The 18,406-nt window shown below is 75.1% G+C and carries 17 protein-coding genes; 9 read left to right on the forward strand and 8 right to left on the reverse strand.

Translation table 11 applies throughout. From position 1 onward, the window contains the following. Positions 1 to 30: 30 nt before the first annotated feature. Positions 31 to 1,353 carry an FUSC family protein gene (locus ACFCZN_RS13160; RefSeq protein WP_430557072.1) on the reverse strand — a complete coding sequence of 441 codons (1,323 nt, stop codon included), beginning with the start codon at positions 1,351 to 1,353 and terminating at the stop codon, positions 31 to 33. A 69-nt stretch (positions 1,354 to 1,422) separates the two neighbouring features. Here ACFCZN_RS13160 and ACFCZN_RS13165 point away from each other — a divergent pair, with 69 nt between their 5' ends. Then, positions 1,423 to 1,911, forward strand: coding sequence for a MarR family winged helix-turn-helix transcriptional regulator (locus ACFCZN_RS13165; RefSeq protein ID WP_430557073.1), 489 nt, complete (start codon positions 1,423 to 1,425; stop codon positions 1,909 to 1,911). Positions 1,912 to 2,102: 191 nt separating this feature from the next. Here ACFCZN_RS13165 and ACFCZN_RS13170 read toward each other — a convergent pair whose 3' ends face one another. Next, a complete protein-coding gene (locus ACFCZN_RS13170) occupies positions 2,103 to 3,539 on the reverse strand; it encodes a class II fumarate hydratase (RefSeq protein WP_430557074.1) in 1,437 nt (478 codons plus the stop codon). A gap of 94 nt (positions 3,540 to 3,633) precedes the next feature. On the opposite strand from ACFCZN_RS13170, the gene ACFCZN_RS13175 reads away from it, so the two are divergent. After that, complete coding sequence (locus ACFCZN_RS13175) at positions 3,634 to 4,188, forward strand: DUF1697 domain-containing protein (RefSeq protein WP_430557075.1); 555 nt, start codon at positions 3,634 to 3,636, stop codon at positions 4,186 to 4,188. Between the two features lie 25 nt (positions 4,189 to 4,213). On the opposite strand, the gene ACFCZN_RS13180 is transcribed toward ACFCZN_RS13175, so the two are convergent. The 3 genes from ACFCZN_RS13180 to ACFCZN_RS13190 are packed head-to-tail and all read right to left on the reverse strand — an operon-like array spanning position 4,214 to position 6,113. Then, a complete protein-coding gene (locus ACFCZN_RS13180) occupies positions 4,214 to 4,855 on the reverse strand; it encodes a carbonic anhydrase (protein WP_429762569.1) in 642 nt (213 codons plus the stop codon). Then, a complete protein-coding gene (locus tag ACFCZN_RS13185; protein WP_430557076.1) occupies positions 4,852 to 5,814 on the reverse strand; it encodes a carbohydrate kinase in 963 nt (320 codons plus the stop codon). Before ACFCZN_RS13185 ends, ACFCZN_RS13180 begins: the two co-directional genes overlap by 4 nt. After that, positions 5,811 to 6,113, reverse strand: coding sequence for an exodeoxyribonuclease VII small subunit (locus ACFCZN_RS13190; protein ID WP_430557077.1), 303 nt, complete (start codon positions 6,111 to 6,113; stop codon positions 5,811 to 5,813). Before ACFCZN_RS13190 ends, ACFCZN_RS13185 begins: the two co-directional genes overlap by 4 nt. Before the next feature lie 102 nt (positions 6,114 to 6,215). Between ACFCZN_RS13190 and ACFCZN_RS13195 the strand changes: the two genes are divergently transcribed. After that, entirely contained in the window at positions 6,216 to 7,835 is a 1,620-nt protein-coding gene (locus ACFCZN_RS13195) for an ABC-F family ATP-binding cassette domain-containing protein (protein ID WP_430557078.1), read from the forward strand. Between the two features lie 3 nt (positions 7,836 to 7,838). Here the strand turns inward: ACFCZN_RS13195 and ACFCZN_RS13200 are convergent, their stop codons facing one another. Then, entirely contained in the window at positions 7,839 to 8,987 is a 1,149-nt protein-coding gene (locus ACFCZN_RS13200; protein WP_429762565.1) for an epoxide hydrolase family protein, read from the reverse strand. Between the two features lie 73 nt (positions 8,988 to 9,060). On the opposite strand from ACFCZN_RS13200, the gene ACFCZN_RS13205 reads away from it, so the two are divergent. Next, positions 9,061 to 10,023 (forward strand): helix-turn-helix transcriptional regulator, encoded by a 963-nt coding sequence (locus ACFCZN_RS13205; protein WP_430557079.1) that lies wholly within the window; start codon positions 9,061 to 9,063, stop codon positions 10,021 to 10,023. On the opposite strand, the gene xseA is transcribed toward ACFCZN_RS13205, so the two are convergent. Beyond that, positions 9,989 to 11,284: an exodeoxyribonuclease VII large subunit gene (gene xseA / locus ACFCZN_RS13210; RefSeq protein ID WP_429762562.1), complete on the reverse strand. Its 1,296-nt coding sequence runs from the start codon at positions 11,282 to 11,284 to the stop codon at positions 9,989 to 9,991. The genes ACFCZN_RS13205 and xseA overlap by 35 nt on opposite strands. Positions 11,285 to 11,347: 63 nt before the next feature. Here xseA and ACFCZN_RS13215 point away from each other — a divergent pair, with 63 nt between their 5' ends. Beyond that, positions 11,348 to 12,391, forward strand: coding sequence for a 4-hydroxy-3-methylbut-2-enyl diphosphate reductase (locus ACFCZN_RS13215; protein ID WP_429762561.1), 1,044 nt, complete (start codon positions 11,348 to 11,350; stop codon positions 12,389 to 12,391). Between the two features lie 10 nt (positions 12,392 to 12,401). Here ACFCZN_RS13215 and rmuC read toward each other — a convergent pair whose 3' ends face one another. Continuing rightward, complete coding sequence (rmuC, locus tag ACFCZN_RS13220) at positions 12,402 to 13,976, reverse strand: DNA recombination protein RmuC (RefSeq protein WP_430557080.1); 1,575 nt, start codon at positions 13,974 to 13,976, stop codon at positions 12,402 to 12,404. A 72-nt stretch (positions 13,977 to 14,048) separates the two neighbouring features. Between rmuC and ACFCZN_RS13225 the strand changes: the two genes are divergently transcribed. The 4 genes from ACFCZN_RS13225 (at position 14,049) to ACFCZN_RS13240 (ending at position 18,394) form a co-directional block, all read left to right on the forward strand. Continuing rightward, positions 14,049 to 14,873, forward strand: coding sequence for an ABC transporter ATP-binding protein (locus tag ACFCZN_RS13225; RefSeq protein ID WP_430557081.1), 825 nt, complete (start codon positions 14,049 to 14,051; stop codon positions 14,871 to 14,873). Beyond that, on the forward strand, positions 14,843 to 16,444 hold the full coding sequence (locus ACFCZN_RS13230) for a hypothetical protein (protein WP_430557082.1): 1,602 nt from the start codon (positions 14,843 to 14,845) through the stop codon (positions 16,442 to 16,444). Before ACFCZN_RS13225 ends, ACFCZN_RS13230 begins: the two co-directional genes overlap by 31 nt. Before the next feature lie 79 nt (positions 16,445 to 16,523). Then, on the forward strand, positions 16,524 to 17,564 hold the full coding sequence (locus tag ACFCZN_RS13235) for a GNAT family N-acetyltransferase (RefSeq protein ID WP_430557083.1): 1,041 nt from the start codon (positions 16,524 to 16,526) through the stop codon (positions 17,562 to 17,564). Between the two features lie 29 nt (positions 17,565 to 17,593). Continuing rightward, the gene (locus ACFCZN_RS13240; protein ID WP_430557084.1) at positions 17,594 to 18,394 is read left to right on the forward strand and encodes a DinB family protein; all 801 of its coding nucleotides are present in this window, start codon (positions 17,594 to 17,596) and stop codon (positions 18,392 to 18,394) included. Positions 18,395 to 18,406: the final 12 nt, after the last annotated feature.

Consider the following 18,406-nt stretch of genomic DNA (forward strand, 5'->3'; position numbering starts at 1 on the left):
TCGAGACCCGGGGACGTGGTGTCGACAGGTTCAACCGGCGGTGCGGCGGCGCGGGTGCACCAGGACGACGGCGAGCACCCCCACCACGGCGCCGAGCACGGTGTCGAGGGCGCGCGACGCCGCGATCCCGGCCGGGTCGACCGACCCGCCGAGGGACGTCATCAGCAGCGCCATCGGCGTGATGGTGAGCATCGCCAGGCCGTAGTGGCGGCCGACGACGACCTCCGTGACGACCTGCAGCACCACGACGACGACGCAGGTCGCGGCGAAGGACAGGTGCGCCGCGAGCAGCGGCCAGGCGAGCAGGGCGCCGAGCACCGTGCCGCCCCCGCGCTGCAGCGCGCGGACCACGGCGTGGTGCGTGCTCGCTCCCTGCAGGGTGGCCGTGGCGCCGAGCTGCGCCCACGCGGGGTGGCTCAGCCCGGCGGCGAGCGTGCCCGCGCCGGCGACGACGCTCGCCAGCACCACGCGGACCCCGGCGAGGCGCCAGCCGGGGACGCGCCAGCCGGCGCGGACGTCGTCGCGCAGGCGGCGACGCGGCGGCAGGGCCTCGGCGGGCGCCCCGCCCGAGCCGTGGCCGGGGGCCCCGGGCTCGAGTGCCGCATCGACAGCGGCGAGCTCGGCGGCGAGCACCCGCGCGGTGTCCCGGGTGCGCCGGCGGGACAGGTCGTCCGCCAGCACCTCGCGGGCCCGGGCGACGGAGGCCGACGCGGCCCGCGCGGCGCCGGGGGCGTCGGGTCCGGCGTCGAGCGACGTCCGCACCGCGTCCGCGGCCCGGCGGACGGCCAGGCGGGCCGGCGCGCTCGGGCGCACGAGCCAGCCGCTCATCCCGACGAGCCAGGCGACCGCGGCGCCGAGCGTGAAGGCGACGCCACGCTCGGCGACGTCGGCCCACGCCAGGGGGCCGACCATGCCGCCCGCCGCGGCGAAGACGACGATGCTTGCCCCGGGCGGCCCGGTGCGGACCAGGGTGCACAGGGCGGTGGCCACGCCGGCCACCAGGGCCACGACCGCGAGGACGACGAGGGTCGGCGCGCCGGCGGCGGTGAGGGAGGCCGTGAGCAGGAAGGCCACGACGAACACGGCGGAGACGCCGGCCAGCAGGGACGCGCGCAGCCGGTACGGCTCGTACCGGCCGTACAGGATGACGAGCGCACCCAGGGAGGCGAAGGCCGCCAGGTCGGTGCGGCCGACGGCGGCGCTCAGCGCGAGGACGACGGCGGCCGCGGCGCCGACGCGCAGGGCGGCCGCGAGCGTCGCGTCGGCGGGGTTGATGCGCAGCGCCGCGCGCAGGTGGGCAGGGTCGAGGACGTCGCGGGCGCTCGTGAGGACCGGGGAGGAGGTGGGAGGCATTGCCGACGATGATAGTTCACAGGTAAATCATCATGGAAGTAGTTGCGGTGTGACCTCTATCCTGTCGCCGTGGACTACATCGAGCGCGTGCGCGCGCAGTGGGCCGAGCGGCTCCCCGCCGTCGACACGTCCCCGGCCGACGTGGGCGCGCGGGTGCGCCGGATCGCCGCCCTGCTGGAGGCCGAGGTGTCCGACGACCTCGCCGCCCGCGACGTCACGCGGGCCGAGCTCGACGTCCTCACCGCGCTGCGCCGGTCCGGGCGCCCGCTGCGCGCCGGCGAGATCACCACGATGACGGGCTCGCCCGGGGCGTCGATCACCAAGCGCCTGGACCGGCTGGAGCGCGCCGGCCTGGTGGGACGTGCCGTGCACGAGCGCGACAAGCGCGGCGTGCTCGTGGCGCTGACCACGGAGGGGGAGGCGCTCGTCGACGAGCTGTTCCCCCGGCAGATCGAGCACGAGCGCGCGGCCCTGGCGGACCTGTCCGGGGCGGAGCGGGCCGAGCTCGGCCGGCTGCTCGCCGTCGTCCTGCGTCGCCTGGACCCGAAGGACTACTGATCGCGGGGAGGCGCCGCACGTCTCAGGTGGAACCCCCCAGCCCCGCGCCCCGAGGGGCGCCTCCCCGCGTACGCCGACAGTAGCAGGTGAGGTTAGCCTTACCAACCCCGAGCTCGGGATGCGGTCGCTCCCCGGGAGACGCCGACGGCGGCGCTCCCCGAGGGGAGCGCCGCCGTCGCGGGGCAGGGACGTCAGGCCTGCGGGGGCTTCGTCATCTTGAGGACGTCGAGGGCCGAGTCGAGCTGGGCCTCGGTGACCTCGCCGCGCTCCACGAAGCCGAGGTCGATCACGGCCTCGCGGACCGTCATGCCCTGCTTCACCGAGTGCTTCGCGACCTTGGCCGCGGCCTCGTAGCCGATCACGCGGTTGAGCGGCGTGACGATCGACGGCGACGACTCGGCGAACGCGCGGGCGCGGTCCACGTTGGCGGTGATGCCCGAGACCGTCTTGTCGGCCAGGACGCGCGACGCGTTGCCGAGCAGGCGGATCGACTCCAGCACGCCCTGCGCGATGACGGGGATCTGCACGTTGAGCTCGAACGAGCCGCTGGCGCCGGCCCACGCGACGGTGGCGTCGTTGCCGATCACCCGGGCGGCCACCATGAGCACGGCCTCCGGGATCACCGGGTTGACCTTGCCCGGCATGATCGAGGAGCCCGGCTGCAGGTCGGGGATCGCGATCTCGCCCAGGCCGGTGTTGGGGCCCGAGCCCATCCAGCGCAGGTCGTTGCAGATCTTCGTGATCGACACGGCGATGGTGCGCAGCGCGCCCGAGAGCTCCACGAGGCCGTCGCGCGCCGACTGCGCCTCGAAGTGGTCCCGTGCCTCGGTCAGCGGCAGGCCCGTGTCCTCGCGCAGCAGCTCGATGACGCGCTGCGGGAAGCCGGCCGGGGTGTTGATGCCGGTGCCGACCGCGGTGCCGCCCAGCGGGACCTCGGCCGCGCGGGGCAGCGCCGCCTCGACGCGCTCGACGCCGTAGCGGATCGCCGCGGCGTAGCCGCCGAACTCCTGGCCCAGCGTCACCGGGGTGGCGTCCATGAGGTGCGTGCGGCCGGACTTCACGACGCCCCCGAACTCGTCGGCCTTCGCGCCCAGGGCGTCGGCCAGGTGCTTCAGACCCGGGATCAGGTCGTGGATCGCGCCGGCGGCGGCGGCCACGTGCACCGACGTCGGGAAGACGTCGTTGGACGACTGCGAGGCGTTGACGTGGTCGTTCGGGTGCACGTCCTTGCCCAGCGAGCGCGTGGCGAGCGTGGCCAGCACCTCGTTGGTGTTCATGTTCGACGACGTGCCCGAGCCGGTCTGGAAGACGTCGATCGGGAAGTGCGCGTCGTGCGCGCCCGAGGCGACCTCGTCGGCCGCGGCGACGATCGCGTCGGCGATGTCCTGGTCGAGCACGCCCAGCTCGGCGTTGGCGCGCGCGGCGGCCTTCTTGATGCGCGCCAGGGCCTCGATGTGCCCGCGCTCGAGCGTGGTGCCGGAGATGGGGAAGTTCTCCACGGCCCGCTGCGTCTGCGCGCGGTAGAGCGCGTGCGCCGGGACGCGCACCTCGCCCATCGTGTCGTGCTCGATGCGGTACTCGGTCTCGCCCGCGCCGGACGCGCCGGGGACGACGGTGTCGGAAGTCATGCCTCTATCGTGCCGCACCCGCGCGGGCGGTCCGTCGTGAGCCGGGTCACTCCGCACGGGTGCCGCTGTCGGTGCGGTGGTGGAGGATCGCGGGGTGACGTTCACCCACGTGGTGCTCTACCGCGCGATGAACCTCGGGCACCGGGGCAGCCCGGTGCGCGACGTCCTCGAGCGCGCCCTGCTCGACGGCGGCGGCGCCGCGGTGCGGTCGTTCCAGACCAACGGCACGGTGCTGCTCGACGTGGGCCCGGGCGGCGGCGCGGCGGAGGCCGTCGTCCGGGCCGCGGCGCCGCTGCTCGCCGAGCGGTGCGGGTACTCCGGCGCGGCGCTGGTGCGCCCTCTCGACGACGTCACCGCGGCGATCGACGGCGACCCGTTCGCGCTCACCCGCGACGAGCGGACGTACCGCGACACCCTGACGTTCGTGGACGGCGGGCACCCGCTGCCGCTGGACCTGCCGTGGACCGACGAGCGCGACCTGCTCGACCTCGTCGCCGCGCGGCCGGGCGTCGTCCTCGGCGTGGTGCGGGGCGGGCCGGGCACCTGGGCCGACCCGAACTCGCTCGTCGAGCGGCTCACCGGGGGCGTCGCGACGACGCGCACCCTCGGCACCGTGCGGCGGCTGCTGGCGGCCGCCGCACGGGCCTGAGCGGGCGGGACCCGGGTCGTCGCCCTCAGGCGGCGGCCGGCTCCTCGCCGATCTCGCCATCGACCGCCACGAGGTGCGCGCTGCCGTCGTCCAGGTCGTAGACGACGCCGACGACGGCCAGGCGGCCCTCGTCGATGGCCGCGGCGATCGCTGCCGAGTAGCCGCGCAGCAGCGCGACGGTGTGCTTGACGTGCTCCGTGCGCAGCACGGCCGGGTCGATCGGCCCGGTGACGCCCTGGCGGCTCGTGAGCTCCGCGACCGAGGGGATGACCTTGTCGACGACGGCGCGCACGAAGCCCGGGGGCTGCTCGCCGGTCGCGAGGGTGTGCGCGGTCGCCGCGACGGCGCCGCACGAGTCGTGCCCCAGCACCACCACGAGGGGAGTGTGCAGCACCTCCGTGCCGTACTCGATGGAGCCGAGCACGGTCGTGTCGACCACGTGCCCCGCGGTCCGCACGACGAAGACGTCGCCCAGGCCCTGGTCGAAGACGATCTCCGCCGCCACCCGCGAGTCGGAGCACCCGAAGATCACGGTGTGCGGGTGCTGGACCGAACGCAGCTCGCGCCGGCGGACGGCGTCCTGGTCGGGGTGGTCCGGCTCGTCGCGGACGAAGCGGCCGTTGCCGGCCCGCAGCCGGGCCCAGGCTTCGGTGGGGGTCAGGGTCATGAGTGCTCCTCTGTTCCGTGCTCGCCGACCCGCACGCGGTCCGGCCCGATGAGATCGCGGGGCCACGGCGGGTTCGCGCCGGCCCGGGAGACGGTGACGGCGGCCACGGCGACCGCGCGCACGAGCATCCGGGCCGTCGCCGCGCGGTCGATGGCGCGCAGCGCGTCGCGGCGGTCCGCGCCCAGCAGGTCCGCGCCCCAAAACCAGTCCAGGAGGGCGCCCATGAACGAGTCGCCGGCACCGACGGTGTCCACGACGTCGACCCGCGGCGCGGCGACGGCGACCTCGCCGGCCGCCGTCATCGCCGTCGCTCCCTCGCCGCCGAACGTCACCACGACGACCGCCGGGCCGGTGGCCTGCCAGCCGCGCGCGACGTCGAGCGGCGCCCGGTCGGGGTAGAGCCACGCCAGGTCCTCGTCGCTGACCTTCACCACGTCGGAGAGCGCGACGATCTCCTCGACCCGCGGCCGGACGACGTCGGCGTCGCCCATGATCGCGGGCCTCGCGTTGGGGTCATAGGTCACTGTCGACGTCGCCCGGGCGACCTCCACCAGCCCCCGCACGTCGGCGTCCCCGGGCGGGAGCATGGCGGCGATGGAGCCGGTGTGCACCGCGAGCGTCTCGGGGGTGGCGCCCGCGCCCGCGGGCACCTGCCACTCGAGGTCGAACTCGTAGGTCGCGGCGCCGGTGTCGTCGAGGGTCGCCTGCGCGACGCTCGTGCGCGCCGCGCCGTCGCTACCCGGGGCCAGGGCCACGCGGGACTCCGCGAGCCACGACCGGACGACGTCGCCGCGCGCGTCGCGGCCGAGCCAGGTCGCGAGCCGCACGTCGCGGCCGAGACGGCCGAGCGTGAGCGCGACGTTCGCCAAGCTGCCGCCGGGGTGCTCCTCGCTGCTCCCGTCGGGGCGGTGCACCGCGTCCACCAGCGCCTCGCCCACCGCGAGGACGTGCGCGCTCACGCGTCGTCCTCCTCGGCGTCGTCGTCGCCGTCGTCGCCGTCGGCGCCGTCGGCGCCGGACGAGATCGCGGACGAGGCGGCCTGCGCCGCCGCGAGCCGCTGCCGCGCTCCGTCGAGCCACTGCTGGCAGCGGGCGGCGAGGGCCTCGCCGCGCTCCCAGAGGGCGAGCGACGCCTCGAGGGGCTCGCTGCCGGCCTCGAGCCGGGCGACCACCTGGACGAGCTCGTCGCGGGCTTCCTCGTAGGTCAGGTCGGAGACGTCGGCGGGCAGGTCCGGGGCACCGGGGTTCGCATCGGTCACGGGGGACAGTCAACAACACCGGGCCGACAGGCCGTCGACGTCGTCCGCGCAGCGGGCGGAAATGCCTTGCGGGCGGACGGGTGGTCGGGCAGCGTGCGCCGCATGGGTCATCTGGAGGTGGCGCACGTCGAGCACGTGCTGCCGGACGGGCGCACGCTGCTCGACGACGTCTCGTTCCGCGTCCCCGAGGGGAGCGCCACCGCGCTGGTGGGGCCCAACGGCTCCGGGAAGACCACCCTGCTGCGCCTGCTGTCGGACGACCTCGTGCCGCAGGCCGGGTCGGTCACGGTGACGGGCGGGCTCGGCGTCATGCGGCAGTTCGTCGGCTCCGTGCGGGACGAGTCGACGGTGCGCGACCTGCTCGTCTCCGTCGCGCCGCCCCGGATCCGCGACACGGCCCGCGCGGTCGACGCGGCCGAGCTGGCGATCATGGAGGTCGACGACGAGCCGGCGCAGCTCGCCTACGCGCAGGCGCTCGCCGACTGGGCCGAGGCGCAGGGCTACGAGGCCGAGACGCTGTGGGACGTGTGCACGGTCGCCGCGCTCGGCGTCCCGTACGAGCAGGCGCGGTGGCGCGAGGTGCGCACGCTCTCCGGCGGCGAGCAGAAGCGGCTCGTCCTCGAGGCGCTGCTGCGCGGCCCCGACGAGGTGCTGCTGCTCGACGAGCCGGACAACTACCTCGACGTACCCGGCAAGCGATGGCTCGAGGACCAGCTCCGCGCCACCCGGAAGACCGTGCTCTTCGTCTCGCACGACCGCGAGCTGCTCGCCCGCGTCGCGGACCGCATCGTCTCCCTCGAGCCCGCGCCGTCCGGCGCCGACGCGTGGGTGCACGGCGGCGGTTTCGCGACGTTCCACGAGGCACGCCGGGAGCGGTTCGCGCGGTTCGAGGAGCTGCGCCGGCGCTGGGACGAGAAGCACGCCCAGCTCACGAGGCTCGTGCGCGAGCTGCGGCAGGCGGCCGCGAACAGCGACGCGATGGCCTCCCGGTACCGGGCGGCCCAGACCCGACTGAGCAAGTTCGAGGAGGCCGGCCCGCCGCCCGAACCCCCGCGCGAGCAGGACATCCGCATGCGCCTGCGCGGCGGCCGCACGGGCGTGCGGGCGCTGACCTGCGAGCGGCTCGGGCTCACCGGCCTGATGCAGCCGTTCGACCTCGAGGTCTTCTACGGCGAGCGCGTCGCCGTCCTCGGGTCGAACGGGTCGGGCAAGTCGCACTTCCTGCGGCTGCTCGGCGGCGACGACGTCGCGCACACGGGGGAGTGGCGGCTCGGCGCGCGCGTGGTGCCGGGCGTGTTCGCGCAGACGCACGCCCACCCGGAGCTGTTCGGCCGCACGCTCACCCAGATCCTGTGGGAGGACCATGCCCGCGACCGCGGGGCGGCGATGTCGGTGCTGCGCCGCTACGAGCTGACCGTCGCCGCCGACCGCGCGTTCGACCGGCTGTCGGGCGGGCAGCAGGCGCGGTTCCAGATCCTGCTGCTCGAGCTCGCCGGCTGCACCGCGCTGCTGCTCGACGAGCCCACCGACAATCTCGACCTCGCCAGCGCCGAGGCGCTGCAGGAGGGCCTGGAGGCGTTCGACGGCACCGTCCTCGCGGTGACGCACGACCGCTGGTTCGCGCGGTCGTTCGACCGGTTCCTGGTGTTCGGCGAGGACGGCACCGTGCGCGAGACGCCCGAGCCCGTCTGGGACGAGGGGCGGGTCGTCCGCGCACGGTGACGGTCAGGACCGGCCGTCGAAGAAGGCGTGCAGGTCGTCGGCCAGCAGCCGCGGCTCCTCCATCGCGGGGAAGTGCCCGCCCTCGGCGTGCTCCACCCAGCGGTCGATCGCGCCCCAGCCGTTGAACACCTTGGCCATGAGCGGGTGGGTGTCGAACACGGACCACGCGGAGGGGACCTCCGAGGCGGAGAGCCAGTCGAGGCCGGAGTGCGAGGCCTCGTAGTAGAACTGCGCGCTGGACGCCCCGCTGCGGGTGAACCAGTACAGCGCCACGTTCGTGAGGAGCTGGTCGCGGTCGACGGCCTCGTCCGGCGTGCGGGACGCCGGGTTCGTCCACGTCTGGAACTTCTCGGCCATCCACGCGAGCTGCCCGACGGGGGAGTCCGTCAGGGCGGCGCCGATCGTGTCCGGGCGGTGGTTCTGCATCTCGAAGTAGCCGTGCTCGGCGGCGTCGGCCGCGCGCACCGCGTCGATCTGGGCGATCTCGTCGTCGGTCAGCCCGTCCGGCATCGGGTAGGCCGCGCCCACCATGCCGAGCGACCGGCCGTCGCTGCCGACGTGGGTGCCGATCACGCGCTCCGGGTAGAGCGCGGCGAGCCGGCCGGTGGTGCCGGCGCCGATGTCGGTGCCGTGCACGGCGAACCGCTCGTACCCGAGCCGCGTCATGATCTCGGCGTAGGCCTCGGTGGTGCGCGCGACCTCCCAGCCCGTGCCGGACAGGGGCGTCGAGAACCCGAAACCGGGCAGCGAGGGCACGACGACGTGGAACGCGTCGGTGAGCAGCGGGAGCAGCCGCTGGTACTCGACGAACGACCCCGGCCACCCGTGGCACAGCAGCAGCGGGGTGGCGTCCGGGTTCGCGGAACGGGCGTGGACGACGTGGAACGTCTGGCCGTCGACGACGGTCGTGACCTGCTCGTGCGCGTTCAGCGCGGCCTCCTGCGCGCGCCAGTCGAAGCCGTCGCGCCAGTACTCGGCGAGCTCGCGCAGGTACGGCAGGGGGATGCCGCGGCTGAAGTCCGTGCGGTCGTCGCGACCGGGCACGGGCAGGGGCCAGCGGGTGCGCGCCAGCCGGTCGCGCAGGTCGTCGAGGTCCGCCTGCGGGACGTCGACGCGGAAGGGGACGAGGGCGGTGTCTGCGGTGGGGCTCATGACTCGGTTCATGGCTCCACGCTCGCAGCAATAGCGGAAGACCTGCTTCCGCGATCGGTGAGATGCTCCGAAGATGCTCGAGACCTCGGCCCGCCTGCTCCAGCTCCTGTCCCTGCTGCAGCTGCGGCGCGACTGGACCAGCGGCGACCTCGCCGAGCGGCTCGAGGTGAGCACCCGCACCGTGCGCACCGACGTCGGCAGGCTGCGCTCGCTCGGCTACCCGGTCGAGGCCCGCCCCGGCGTCGCCGGCGGCTACCGGCTCGCCGCCGGGTCGGCGATGCCGCCGCTGGTGCTGGACGACGACGAGGCGGTCGCGGTCGCGATCGGGCTGGCCGCGGCCGCGCACGGGCAGCACGGCGAGGGGGAGACGGCCCTCACCGCGCTCGCGAAGGTCGAGCAGGTCATGCCCGCGCACCTGCGGCGCCGCGTCGAGGCCGTCCGGGAGGCGACGAGCGTCGTGCCGGGCGGGGACCCGGCGCCGGACCTGCAGGTGCTCGGGGGTGTCGCCGCCGCGATCCGTTCCGGTGAGCGGCTCCGGTTCCGCTACGCCTCCCACGACGGCGCCGAGTCCTCCCGGCACACGGAGCCGCACCGCCTGGTGCGCTGGGGGTCGCGCTGGTACCTGCTGGCCTGGGACCTCGACCGGCTGGACTGGCGTGTCTTCCGGGTCGACCGGATCACGCTGCGCCCGCCCACCGGGGCCCGGTTCCGGCCGCGCGTCATCCCCGAGGACGCGGTGCTGCGGCACGTCGTGGCGCGGGTGGGCCGGGCGACCTGGCGCTACCGGGCGCGGATCCTCGTGCACGCCACCGCCGCGCAGGTCGTGGCGAAGGTCGGCTCCCCGCTGGAGGTCGAGGAGGTCGGGCCGTCCACCTGCCGGATCGAGGTGGGCAGCGACGACCCCGACCAGCTCGCCCTGTGGATCACCCGGCTCGACATGGACGTCGAGGTGCTCGAGGGGGAGGAGCTCGCCGCGGCGTTCGGCCGGCTCGCGGACCGGTTCAGGCGGGCGGCGCGGGTGCCGCCGTCGCGGTGACGGCGGCCTCCAGCGAACCCTCGGCCACGCGCACGTGCACGGCGTCGCCGGCCGTGACGTCGTGGCTCGCCCGCACCACGTGCCCGTCCGCGCGCTGCACGACGGCGTACCCGCGCTCCAGCGTGGCCTGCGGGGAGAGCGCCCGGACCTGGGCCGCGAGGCGGCCCACCTCTCCGGACGCGCGCAGCAGCGCGGCGTCCAGGCAGTGGCGGGCGTGCCGCACGTGCTGGGCGATCTCGCGCTCGCGGACGTCGACCGTCGTCTGCGGCCGGGCCAGCGCCGGGCGCGACCGCAGGGCGTCCAGCCCGTGCTGCTCGCGCTCGACCCGACCGGCCACCGCGGCGCGCATCCGCCGTCGCGCCTGGTCGAGGCGCAGCCGCTCCTCGGCGACGTCGGGCACGACCTGCTTCGCGGCGTCGGTCGGCGTGGACGCGCGGTGGTCCGCGACGAGGTCGAGCAGCGGGGTGTCCGTCTCGTGCCCGATGGCGCTGACCAGCGGGGTCGTGCACGAGGCCGCCGCCCGCACCAGGGCCTCGTTGCTGAACGGCAGCAGGTCCTCGACGGAGCCGCCGCCGCGCGCCACGACGATCACCTCGACCTCGGGGCGGGAGTCGAGGTCGGCGATCGCGGCGCTCACCTCGCGGACGGCGTCGACGCCCTGCACCGCGACCTCGCGGATCTCGAACCGGACCTGCGGCCAACGCGCCCGCGCGTTCACGACGACGTCGTGCTCCGCCTTCGACTCGCGCCCGCACACGAGGCCCACCACGGCGGGCAGGAACGGCAGCGGGCGCTTGCGGTCGAGGTCGAACAGGCCCTCCGCGGCGAGCACGCGGCGCAGCTGGTCGATGCGGGCGAGCAGCTCGCCGACGCCCACCTGACGCACCGCCGTCGCGCGCATCGAGAGGCGGCCCGTCTTGACCCAGAACTCGGGCCTCGCCTGCACCACCACGTGGTCGCCCACCTCGGGCTTGTGGTGGAGGCCCTCGTAGATCCGCGACAGCAGGTGCACCGGCAGGGAGGCCTCGGCGTCGGTGTCCCGCAGGGTGACGAACTGCATGCCGGCCCGGGGGCGGTAGGTGTGCTCCACGACCTGGCCCTCGACCCAGACCGACGACATCCTCGCGACGTAGTCCCGGATCTTCGCGGACAGCAGCCGCACCGGCCACGGGCGGTCCGCGGTCGTGTCGCGGGCGAGCTCGGGCAGGGGCTGCGGCTGGGGGGCTTGCGGCTGGGACTGGTCCGACACGGCGTCCAGCATGCCCCACGCCCCCGACGGAGCCTCGTCACCGGTTGTCCACAGTCCGTACCTAGACTGTTGCCCGTGACTGTGACCAGCCCGGCCCCCGCCACCCCGACGTCCACCAAGCGCGTGCTCCTGGCCGCGCCGCGCGGCTACTGCGCGGGGGTGGACCGCGCGGTGGTCGCGGTCGAGAAGGCGCTCGAGACGTACGGCGCGCCCGTGTACGTGCGCAAGGAGATCGTGCACAACAAGCACGTCGTCGAGACGCTGCGCGACCGCGGCGCGATCTTCGTCAACGAGACCGACGAGGTGCCCGAGGGCGCCCGCCTGGTGTTCTCCGCGCACGGCGTCTCCCCGGCGGTGCGCGCGTCCGCCGTGGCCCGCCGCCTCGACACCATCGACGCGACCTGCCCCCTGGTGACCAAGGTGCACAAGGAGGCCGTCCGGTTCGCCCAGGACGACTACGACATCCTGCTCATCGGCCACACCGGGCACGAGGAGGTCGAGGGCACCGCCGGCGAGGCTCCCGACCACGTGCAGGTCGTCAACTCCCCGGACGAGGTCGACCAGGTGCAGGTCCGCGACCCGGAGAAGGTCGTGTGGATCTCGCAGACCACCCTGTCGGTGGACGAGACCATGGAGACCGTCCGCCGCCTGCGCGACCGGTTCCCCGAGATGCAGGACCCGCCCAGCGACGACATCTGCTACGCCACGCAGAACCGCCAGGTCGCGGTGAAGAAGCTGGCCCCGGAGTGCGACGTCGTCATCGTCGTGGGCTCCGCGAACTCGTCGAACTCGGTGCGGCTCGTCGAGGTGGCGCTGCAGGCCGGCGCCCGGACGTCGTACCGCGTGGACCGCGCGACCGAGATCGAGGACGCCTGGCTCGACGGCGCGACGACGGTGGGCGTCACGTCCGGCGCGTCGGTGCCGGAGATCCTCGTGCAGGACGTCATCGCGCACCTGGACAGCCACGGCTTCGGCGAGGTCGAGGAGGTGCGCACCGCCACCGAGGACCTGATGTTCTCGCTGCCGCGCGAGCTGGCGCGGGGCCTCAAGGCCGCCGGCCAGCAGGAGAAGCGGCCCCGCCGCGGCGCGCGCACCGCGCTGCCCGTCGAGCCGGCCTGACGCCGCCGACTCAGCCCGCGGCCGACTCGCCCTTCTCGTCCGCCTCGGTCGCGCGCTCGAGACCGTCCTGGTCGGCGTCCACGAGGGAGTCGACGGACGAGCGGTCGCCCGGCGCGGTGAGGTCCGCCAGCTCGACGAACGACCCGTCGGTCCCGGCCAGGAGCTCGGGCTTGGTGATCTCGCGGGTGGCGCCGTCGACCACCTTGAGCGCCTCGAGCCCCACGGTCGCGTCCACCACCTTGAGCTCGACCATCTTGCGCGCTGACGGCACCACCCGGGTCTCGAGCGTGGCGATGAACTTGTTGTAGTCGTTCGTCACCGTGGTGATCGACCGGCCCAGCTTGGTGACCTTCTCGGTCATGCCGACGAGGCGGCCGTACAGCTCCTTGCCGACCTGCAGCACCTTCTGCGCGTCCTCGGCGATCGCCTCCTGCTGCCACGCGTACGCGACGGTCCGCAGCATCGCGACGAGCGTCATCGGCGTGGCGACGAGCACCCGCTTGCGGATGGCCGTCTCGAGCAGGTCCGGCTGGTGCTCGACGGCCGCCGCCAGGATGGGCTCGGCCGGGACGAACAGCACCACGAACTCGGGGGCGGCGTCGAACTGCGCCCAGTAGGCCTTGCCCGCGAGCACGTCCACGTGCTTGGCGAGGTCCTTGGCATGGGCGCCGAGCTCCTTGTCGCCCTCGGCGGAGCTCTCGGCCTGCTGCGCCCGCAGGTACGCGCTGAGCGGCACCTTCGCGTCGACGACGATGTTCTTGCCGCCCGCCAGGCTGACGACCAGGTCGGGGATCAAGGTCTCGCCCTCGGCCGTCGTGCGGTGCACCTGGGCCTCGAAGTCGACGTGGTCCACCATCCCGGCGGCCTCGACCACGCGCTTGAGCTGGAGCTCGCCCCACACGCCGCGCGTCTGGTTGGAGCGCAGGGCCGAGACCAGGTCGCTCGTGCCCACGCGCAGCTGCGAGTTGACCGTCTCGAGCTGGCGCAGCTGCTCCGTGAGGGCCGTGTGCCCCTGGAGGCGCGCCTGCTCGGCGGTGTCCACGCGCGCGTTCACCTTGTCGAGGGTCTTGCTCATCGGGTCGAGCAGCGCGCGGATCGCCTGCTCCCGCTGGGCGAGCGTCTCGTCGTTCCTCTGCGTGCTGCGGCGCAGCCGCTCGTCCGCGAGGTCGAGGAACTGCTTCTGGTTCGCGGTGAGGACGTCGTTGGCGAGCGCGCGGAACCGCTGCGCCGCGGCCTCCTGGTCGCCCTTGGCCTCGGCGAGCTGCTCCTCGAGGTTCTCGCGCACCTGGGCGAGCAGCCGGTCGGCCTGCTCGCGGGCCTCCGTCGCGCGCCGGTCCGCCTCCTCGCGGGCCTGCGCGCGCTGCTCGGCCAGACGCCGCTCGCTCTCCTGCGTCGCCTGAGCGAGGCGGCTGCGCAGCTCCGCGGCGTCGCGGCGCAGCACCTCGAGCTCGCCGTGCTCCTGGACCCGCTGCAGCTCGTCCGACCGGCCCGCCTTCGCGGCGCGGGTCGCGTGCCACAGCCAGCCCACCAGCACTCCCACGCCCAGGGCGCCGAGGATGAGGATCACTGCGAGGCTCGTCGTCATGCGGCACACGGTGTCATGGGGCACCGACACGTCCCAGCCCCCACGCGGCGCCCCGCGCACTACGGTTGACCCGTGAGCGACCAGACCGGGCCGCCGCCCGCCGCCCCCGCCCCCGTCCCTCCGCCCGACGTCTCCGCCGCCCTGAGCCTGCGCGGCCTGTGGAAGAGGTTTGGCCAGAAGATCGCCGTCGCCGGCGTCGACCTCGACGTGCCGACCGGCTCGTTCTTCGGCCTCGTCGGCCCCAACGGCGCGGGCAAGACGACGTCCCTGTCGATGGCGACCGGGCTGCTGCGGCCGGACTTCGGCACGGTGCACGTGCACGGCACGGACCTGTGGGCGCTGCCCGAGCGGGCCAAGGCCGAGCTCGGCGTGCTGCCGGACGGCGTCCGCCTGTTCGACCGGCTCACCGGCGCACAGCTGCTCACCTACGCGGGCCTCCTGCGCGGGCTGGACCGGGACACCGTCGCGGAGCGCACCGAGGACCTGCTGCAGGCGATGGACCTGGTCGGAGACCGCGACACGTTCGTCGTCGACTACTCCGCCGGCATGACGAAGAAGATCGGCCTGGCGTCGGCGATGATCCACGCGCCGCGCGTGCTCGTGCTGGACGAGCCCTTCGAGGCGGTCGACCCCGTCAGCGCCGCGAACATCCGCGACATCCTGCACGGGTACGTGGCCGACGGCGGCACGGTCGTGGTGTCGAGCCACGTCATGGACCTGGTGCAGAGGATGTGCTCGCACGTGGCGGTCATCGCCGGCGGGCACGTGCTCGCCGCGGGCACCGTCGCCGGGGTGCGCGGGGAGCAGAGCCTCGAGGACCGCTTCGTGGACCTCGTCGGCGGCCGTCGGGAGTCGGAGGGACTGGCGTGGTTGCGCAGCTCGTCCGCCTCAAGCTGACCCTCCTGGCCAACACGTTCCGCCGGAGCGTGTGGCAGACGATCGGCCTGGTGGTCGGGTCCCTGTACGGGCTCGGCGTGCTGGTCCTGGTGGTGGCCGCCGCCGTGGCGGGCGGCACCGCGGACCCGGTCGTGACCGGCCACGTGCTCACCCTGGCGGGCGCGCTGGTGGTCCTCGCGTGGTGGGTGGTGCCCGTCTTCGCGTTCGGCGTCGACGCGACCCTGGACCCGCGGCGCTTCGTCACCTTCGCCATCCCGCGGCGCACGCTGCTGGCCGGGCTCGCCCTGGCGGGGCTCGTCTCCATCCCGGCGGCCGTCACGACGCTCGGCGCGCTGGGCGTCTCCTTCGCCTGGTGGCGGCAGCCGGCCGCGCTCGTCGCAGCGCTGGTCGGCGGCGTCCTCGCCACCGCGCTGTGCGTCGTGGGCTCCCGGGCGGCGACGACGGCCCTCGCGCCGCTGCTCGACTCGCGGCGGTACCGCGAGGTGCTGGCGATCGTCGCCGTCGTGCCGCTCCTGCTCATCGGGCCCGCGGTCGGCTGGCTGGCGGACGGCGTCGAGGTGACCGTCGACGGGGCCGGCTCCGACGCGCTGGGGGCGGCGATCGCGCCGCTGGCCGGCGTCGTGGGCTGGACGCCGCTGGGGGCGCCGTGGGCGCTGGCCTCGGCGGTCCACGACGGCGCGTGGGCCCTCCTCGCGGCCCGGGTCGCGATCTGCCTGGGCACGCTCGCCCTCGCCGGAGTGGTGTGGGACCGCGCGCTCGCCCGCGAGCTCGTGACGCCGCGCGGCGGAGGCTCGTCGGCCACGGCGGCGAAGGGCCTCGGCTGGTTCGGCCGGCTGCCCGCCACGCCGCTGGGGGCGGTCGCCGCGCGGACCGCGACCTACTGGGTGCGCGACCCCCGGTACGCGGCGTCGATCGCGATGGTGCCGCTGCTGCCGCTGGTGCTGCTCGCCGTGGGGACGACGAACGGCGCGGGCGGCGTGGTCCTGCTCCTCGTGGCGCCCCTGGCGGCGTGGCTGCTCGGGTTCGGCATCTCGAACGACGTCGGCTACGACAACACGGCGTTCGCGCTGCACGTCGCGACCGGCGTCCGGGGCCGGGTCGACCGGTGGGGTCGCGTGCTGCCCGTGCTGGTGGCGGGGCTGCCCCTGTGCGTCGCGTTCGCCGTGGTCGGGTGCGCCGTCGCGGGCCGCTGGGACGCGCTGCCCGCCATGCTCGGCCTCACGGCCGGCACGCTGGGCGCGTCGCTCGGGATCTCGAGCGCGGTGTCCGCGCGGCTCGTCTACCCCGTGCCGAAGCCGGGGGAGAGCCCGTTCAAGTCCCCGCAGGGCGCCACGATGGCAACCATGCTCGCCCAGATGGCGACGATGGGGATCATCCTCGCGGTGAGCGTGCCCACGCTCGCGCTCGCCCTGCCCGCGATCCTGCTGCCGCAGGCCGCGCTCGGCTGGGCGGCGCTCGGCGTCGGCCTCGTCACCGGCGTGCTCGTGCTCCTGCTGGGAGTGCGCTGGGGCGCCCGGACGTACGACCGCCGCCTGCCCGAGCTGCTGCAGCAGGTGATGGCCTTCGGGTGACGTCCCGACGGGCTCCCTCGGGGCTTCGTGACGGGGCGGTCATGGGGAGCCCAAGGGACCCTTTGCGACAATGGGACGCGTGACCTCCGAGAACCTCGAGCACCTGCCCCTGCCTGACGGCTGGACGACGTCGGCCCCCGACCTGGCCGACCTGCCCCGCCTCGGCGAGCTGCGCGGGGCCGTCGCCGCCCCGTTCACGGGGTCGTCGGTGGTGAACCAGGACGCCCTCGCCGCCGAGGTGGCGGGCCCGGTCTCGTGGACGCGGCGCCAGGTCGTGGCACGCGACCCGGACGGCGTGGTTCAGGCCTGGGCGTGGGCGCACGACCGCGCCGCGGGGCGCGTCGTCGTGGGGGTCGACGTCGACCGCGCGACCCCGGTGGCCGACGAGCTGGCGGCCGCGGGCTACGCCTGGGCGGCGCGGCAGGGGCGCGGGCTCGCGGCCCAGCGCGGGGTGCCCCGCACCCAGCTCGACGCCGGCGCGTTCGCGGGCGACACGACCCAGCAGGCCTGGCTCGCCGCGGCCGGGTACGCCAAGGCCCGCTCGTGGCTGCAGATGTCTCGGCCCGTCGTGGCGGAGGAGGCGCACCGGGGCGTGCTGCCGGACCCGCGCCCGGGCGTGACCGTGCGGCGGGTCGCGACGCACGACGACGGGATGCCCGTCGCCGAGGAGCTGCAGACCGTGCACCGGGTGCTCGAGAGCGCGTTCGAGGACCACTTCAACTCCTACCGGGAGAGCTTCGGCGAGTTCCTGGTGCGGCTGCGCTCGGACCCGGGGCACCGGTGGGACCACTGGTGGCTGGCGTTCGTCTCCGACCCGCAGCAGCCCGACGCGGCCCCCGAGCCGATGGGCGCCCTCGTGGGCGCCGTCCTGCCCTCCGGCGCGTCGGGCAAGGAGGGCAGCTACATCGAGTACCTGGGCGCCGACCGCCGGGCCCGTGGCCGCGGGGTCGCGACGGCGCTGCTGTTCGCCGTCGTGCGCGACGCGGCGGCGCGGGGCCGCGACCGCGTGGGGCTCGAGGTCGACGCCGACAGCCCCACCGGCGCCGCGTCGTTGTACGAGAGCTGGGGCTGGCGCACCTCCTACGTCACGGAGTCCTGGCACCAGGACGTCGACGTCTGAGTGTCGGTGCCCGGTCCTACGGTCGTCGCATGACCAGCGCTGAGGCACGGTTCGGGTCGGACGACGAGCTGCGGGGCGCCCGCTTCGTCGAGGCCGACATGACGGGCTCGACGTTCCGCCTCGTGCAGCTCGACGGCGCACGGTTCGACCAGAGCTTCATGCCGGGGGCAGTGATGCGCGGCGTCGACCTCACGGACGCCGACCTCGACGGCGAGATCACCGGCCTGCGCGTCAACGGCGTCGACGTCGCGCCGCTGGTCGAGGCGGAGCTGAACCGGCGGTACCCGGGGCGCGAGCAGGCCCGGTCCGCGGACCTCGCCGAGCAGCGGGCGTCGCTGGACGCGGCGCTGCGCGCCTGGGACGCGCACCTCGCGCGGGCGGCGGCGCTGGCGCCCGGCGCGGTGGACGAGCAGGTCGACGGCGAGTGGTCGACGGCGCAGACCCTGCGGCACCTGGTGTTCGCGATGGACGGCTGGATCCGGTACGGGCTGCGGGGGATCGACGACCCGTTCTGGTACGCCGGGCTGCCGTTCACGGAGTACGAGCCCGAGGTGGCGGCGCTGGGCGTCGACCTGGCGGCGACGCCGCCGCTGGAGGAGACCCTCGCGGCGCACGCCGACCGGATCGCCCAGGTGCACGCCGTCTACGACGAGCTCGCCGGCAGCGACGTCACGGTCGACGCCCCGCGCCTCCCGCCGTGGGCGCCCGAGGGCCTCACGCGCGCGGTGCACCAGAGCCTCGGCGTCGTCGCCCGGGAGCACTGGGCGCACCTGCAGTTCGTCGAGCGCGACCTCACGACGCTGGAGCAGCGCGCCCGGGCGGCCCGCTGACCCCCGCCACGT

It is taken from the genome of Isoptericola sp. NPDC056134 (assembly GCF_042264825.1).
In the GTDB taxonomy this organism is placed as follows: Bacteria; Actinomycetota; Actinomycetes; order Actinomycetales; family Cellulomonadaceae; genus Isoptericola; species Isoptericola nanjingensis.

Coding starts and splice junctions, on each gene's coding strand:
- ACFCZN_RS13240 (WP_430557084.1), top strand. CDS start 17,594: ATGACCAGCGCTGAGGCACGGTTCGGGTCGGACGACGAGCTGCGGGGC.
- ACFCZN_RS13195 (WP_430557078.1), top strand. CDS start 6,216: ATGGGTCATCTGGAGGTGGCGCACGTCGAGCACGTGCTGCCGGACGGG.
- ACFCZN_RS13200 (WP_429762565.1), bottom strand. CDS start 8,987: ATGAGCCCCACCGCAGACACCGCCCTCGTCCCCTTCCGCGTCGACGTC.
- rmuC (WP_430557080.1), bottom strand. CDS start 13,976: ATGACGACGAGCCTCGCAGTGATCCTCATCCTCGGCGCCCTGGGCGTG.
- ACFCZN_RS13170 (WP_430557074.1), bottom strand. CDS start 3,539: ATGACTTCCGACACCGTCGTCCCCGGCGCGTCCGGCGCGGGCGAGACC.
- ACFCZN_RS13160 (WP_430557072.1), bottom strand. CDS start 1,353: ATGCCTCCCACCTCCTCCCCGGTCCTCACGAGCGCCCGCGACGTCCTC.
- ACFCZN_RS13205 (WP_430557079.1), top strand. CDS start 9,061: ATGCTCGAGACCTCGGCCCGCCTGCTCCAGCTCCTGTCCCTGCTGCAG.
- xseA (WP_429762562.1), bottom strand. CDS start 11,284: ATGCTGGACGCCGTGTCGGACCAGTCCCAGCCGCAAGCCCCCCAGCCG.
- ACFCZN_RS13180 (WP_429762569.1), bottom strand. CDS start 4,855: ATGACCCTGACCCCCACCGAAGCCTGGGCCCGGCTGCGGGCCGGCAAC.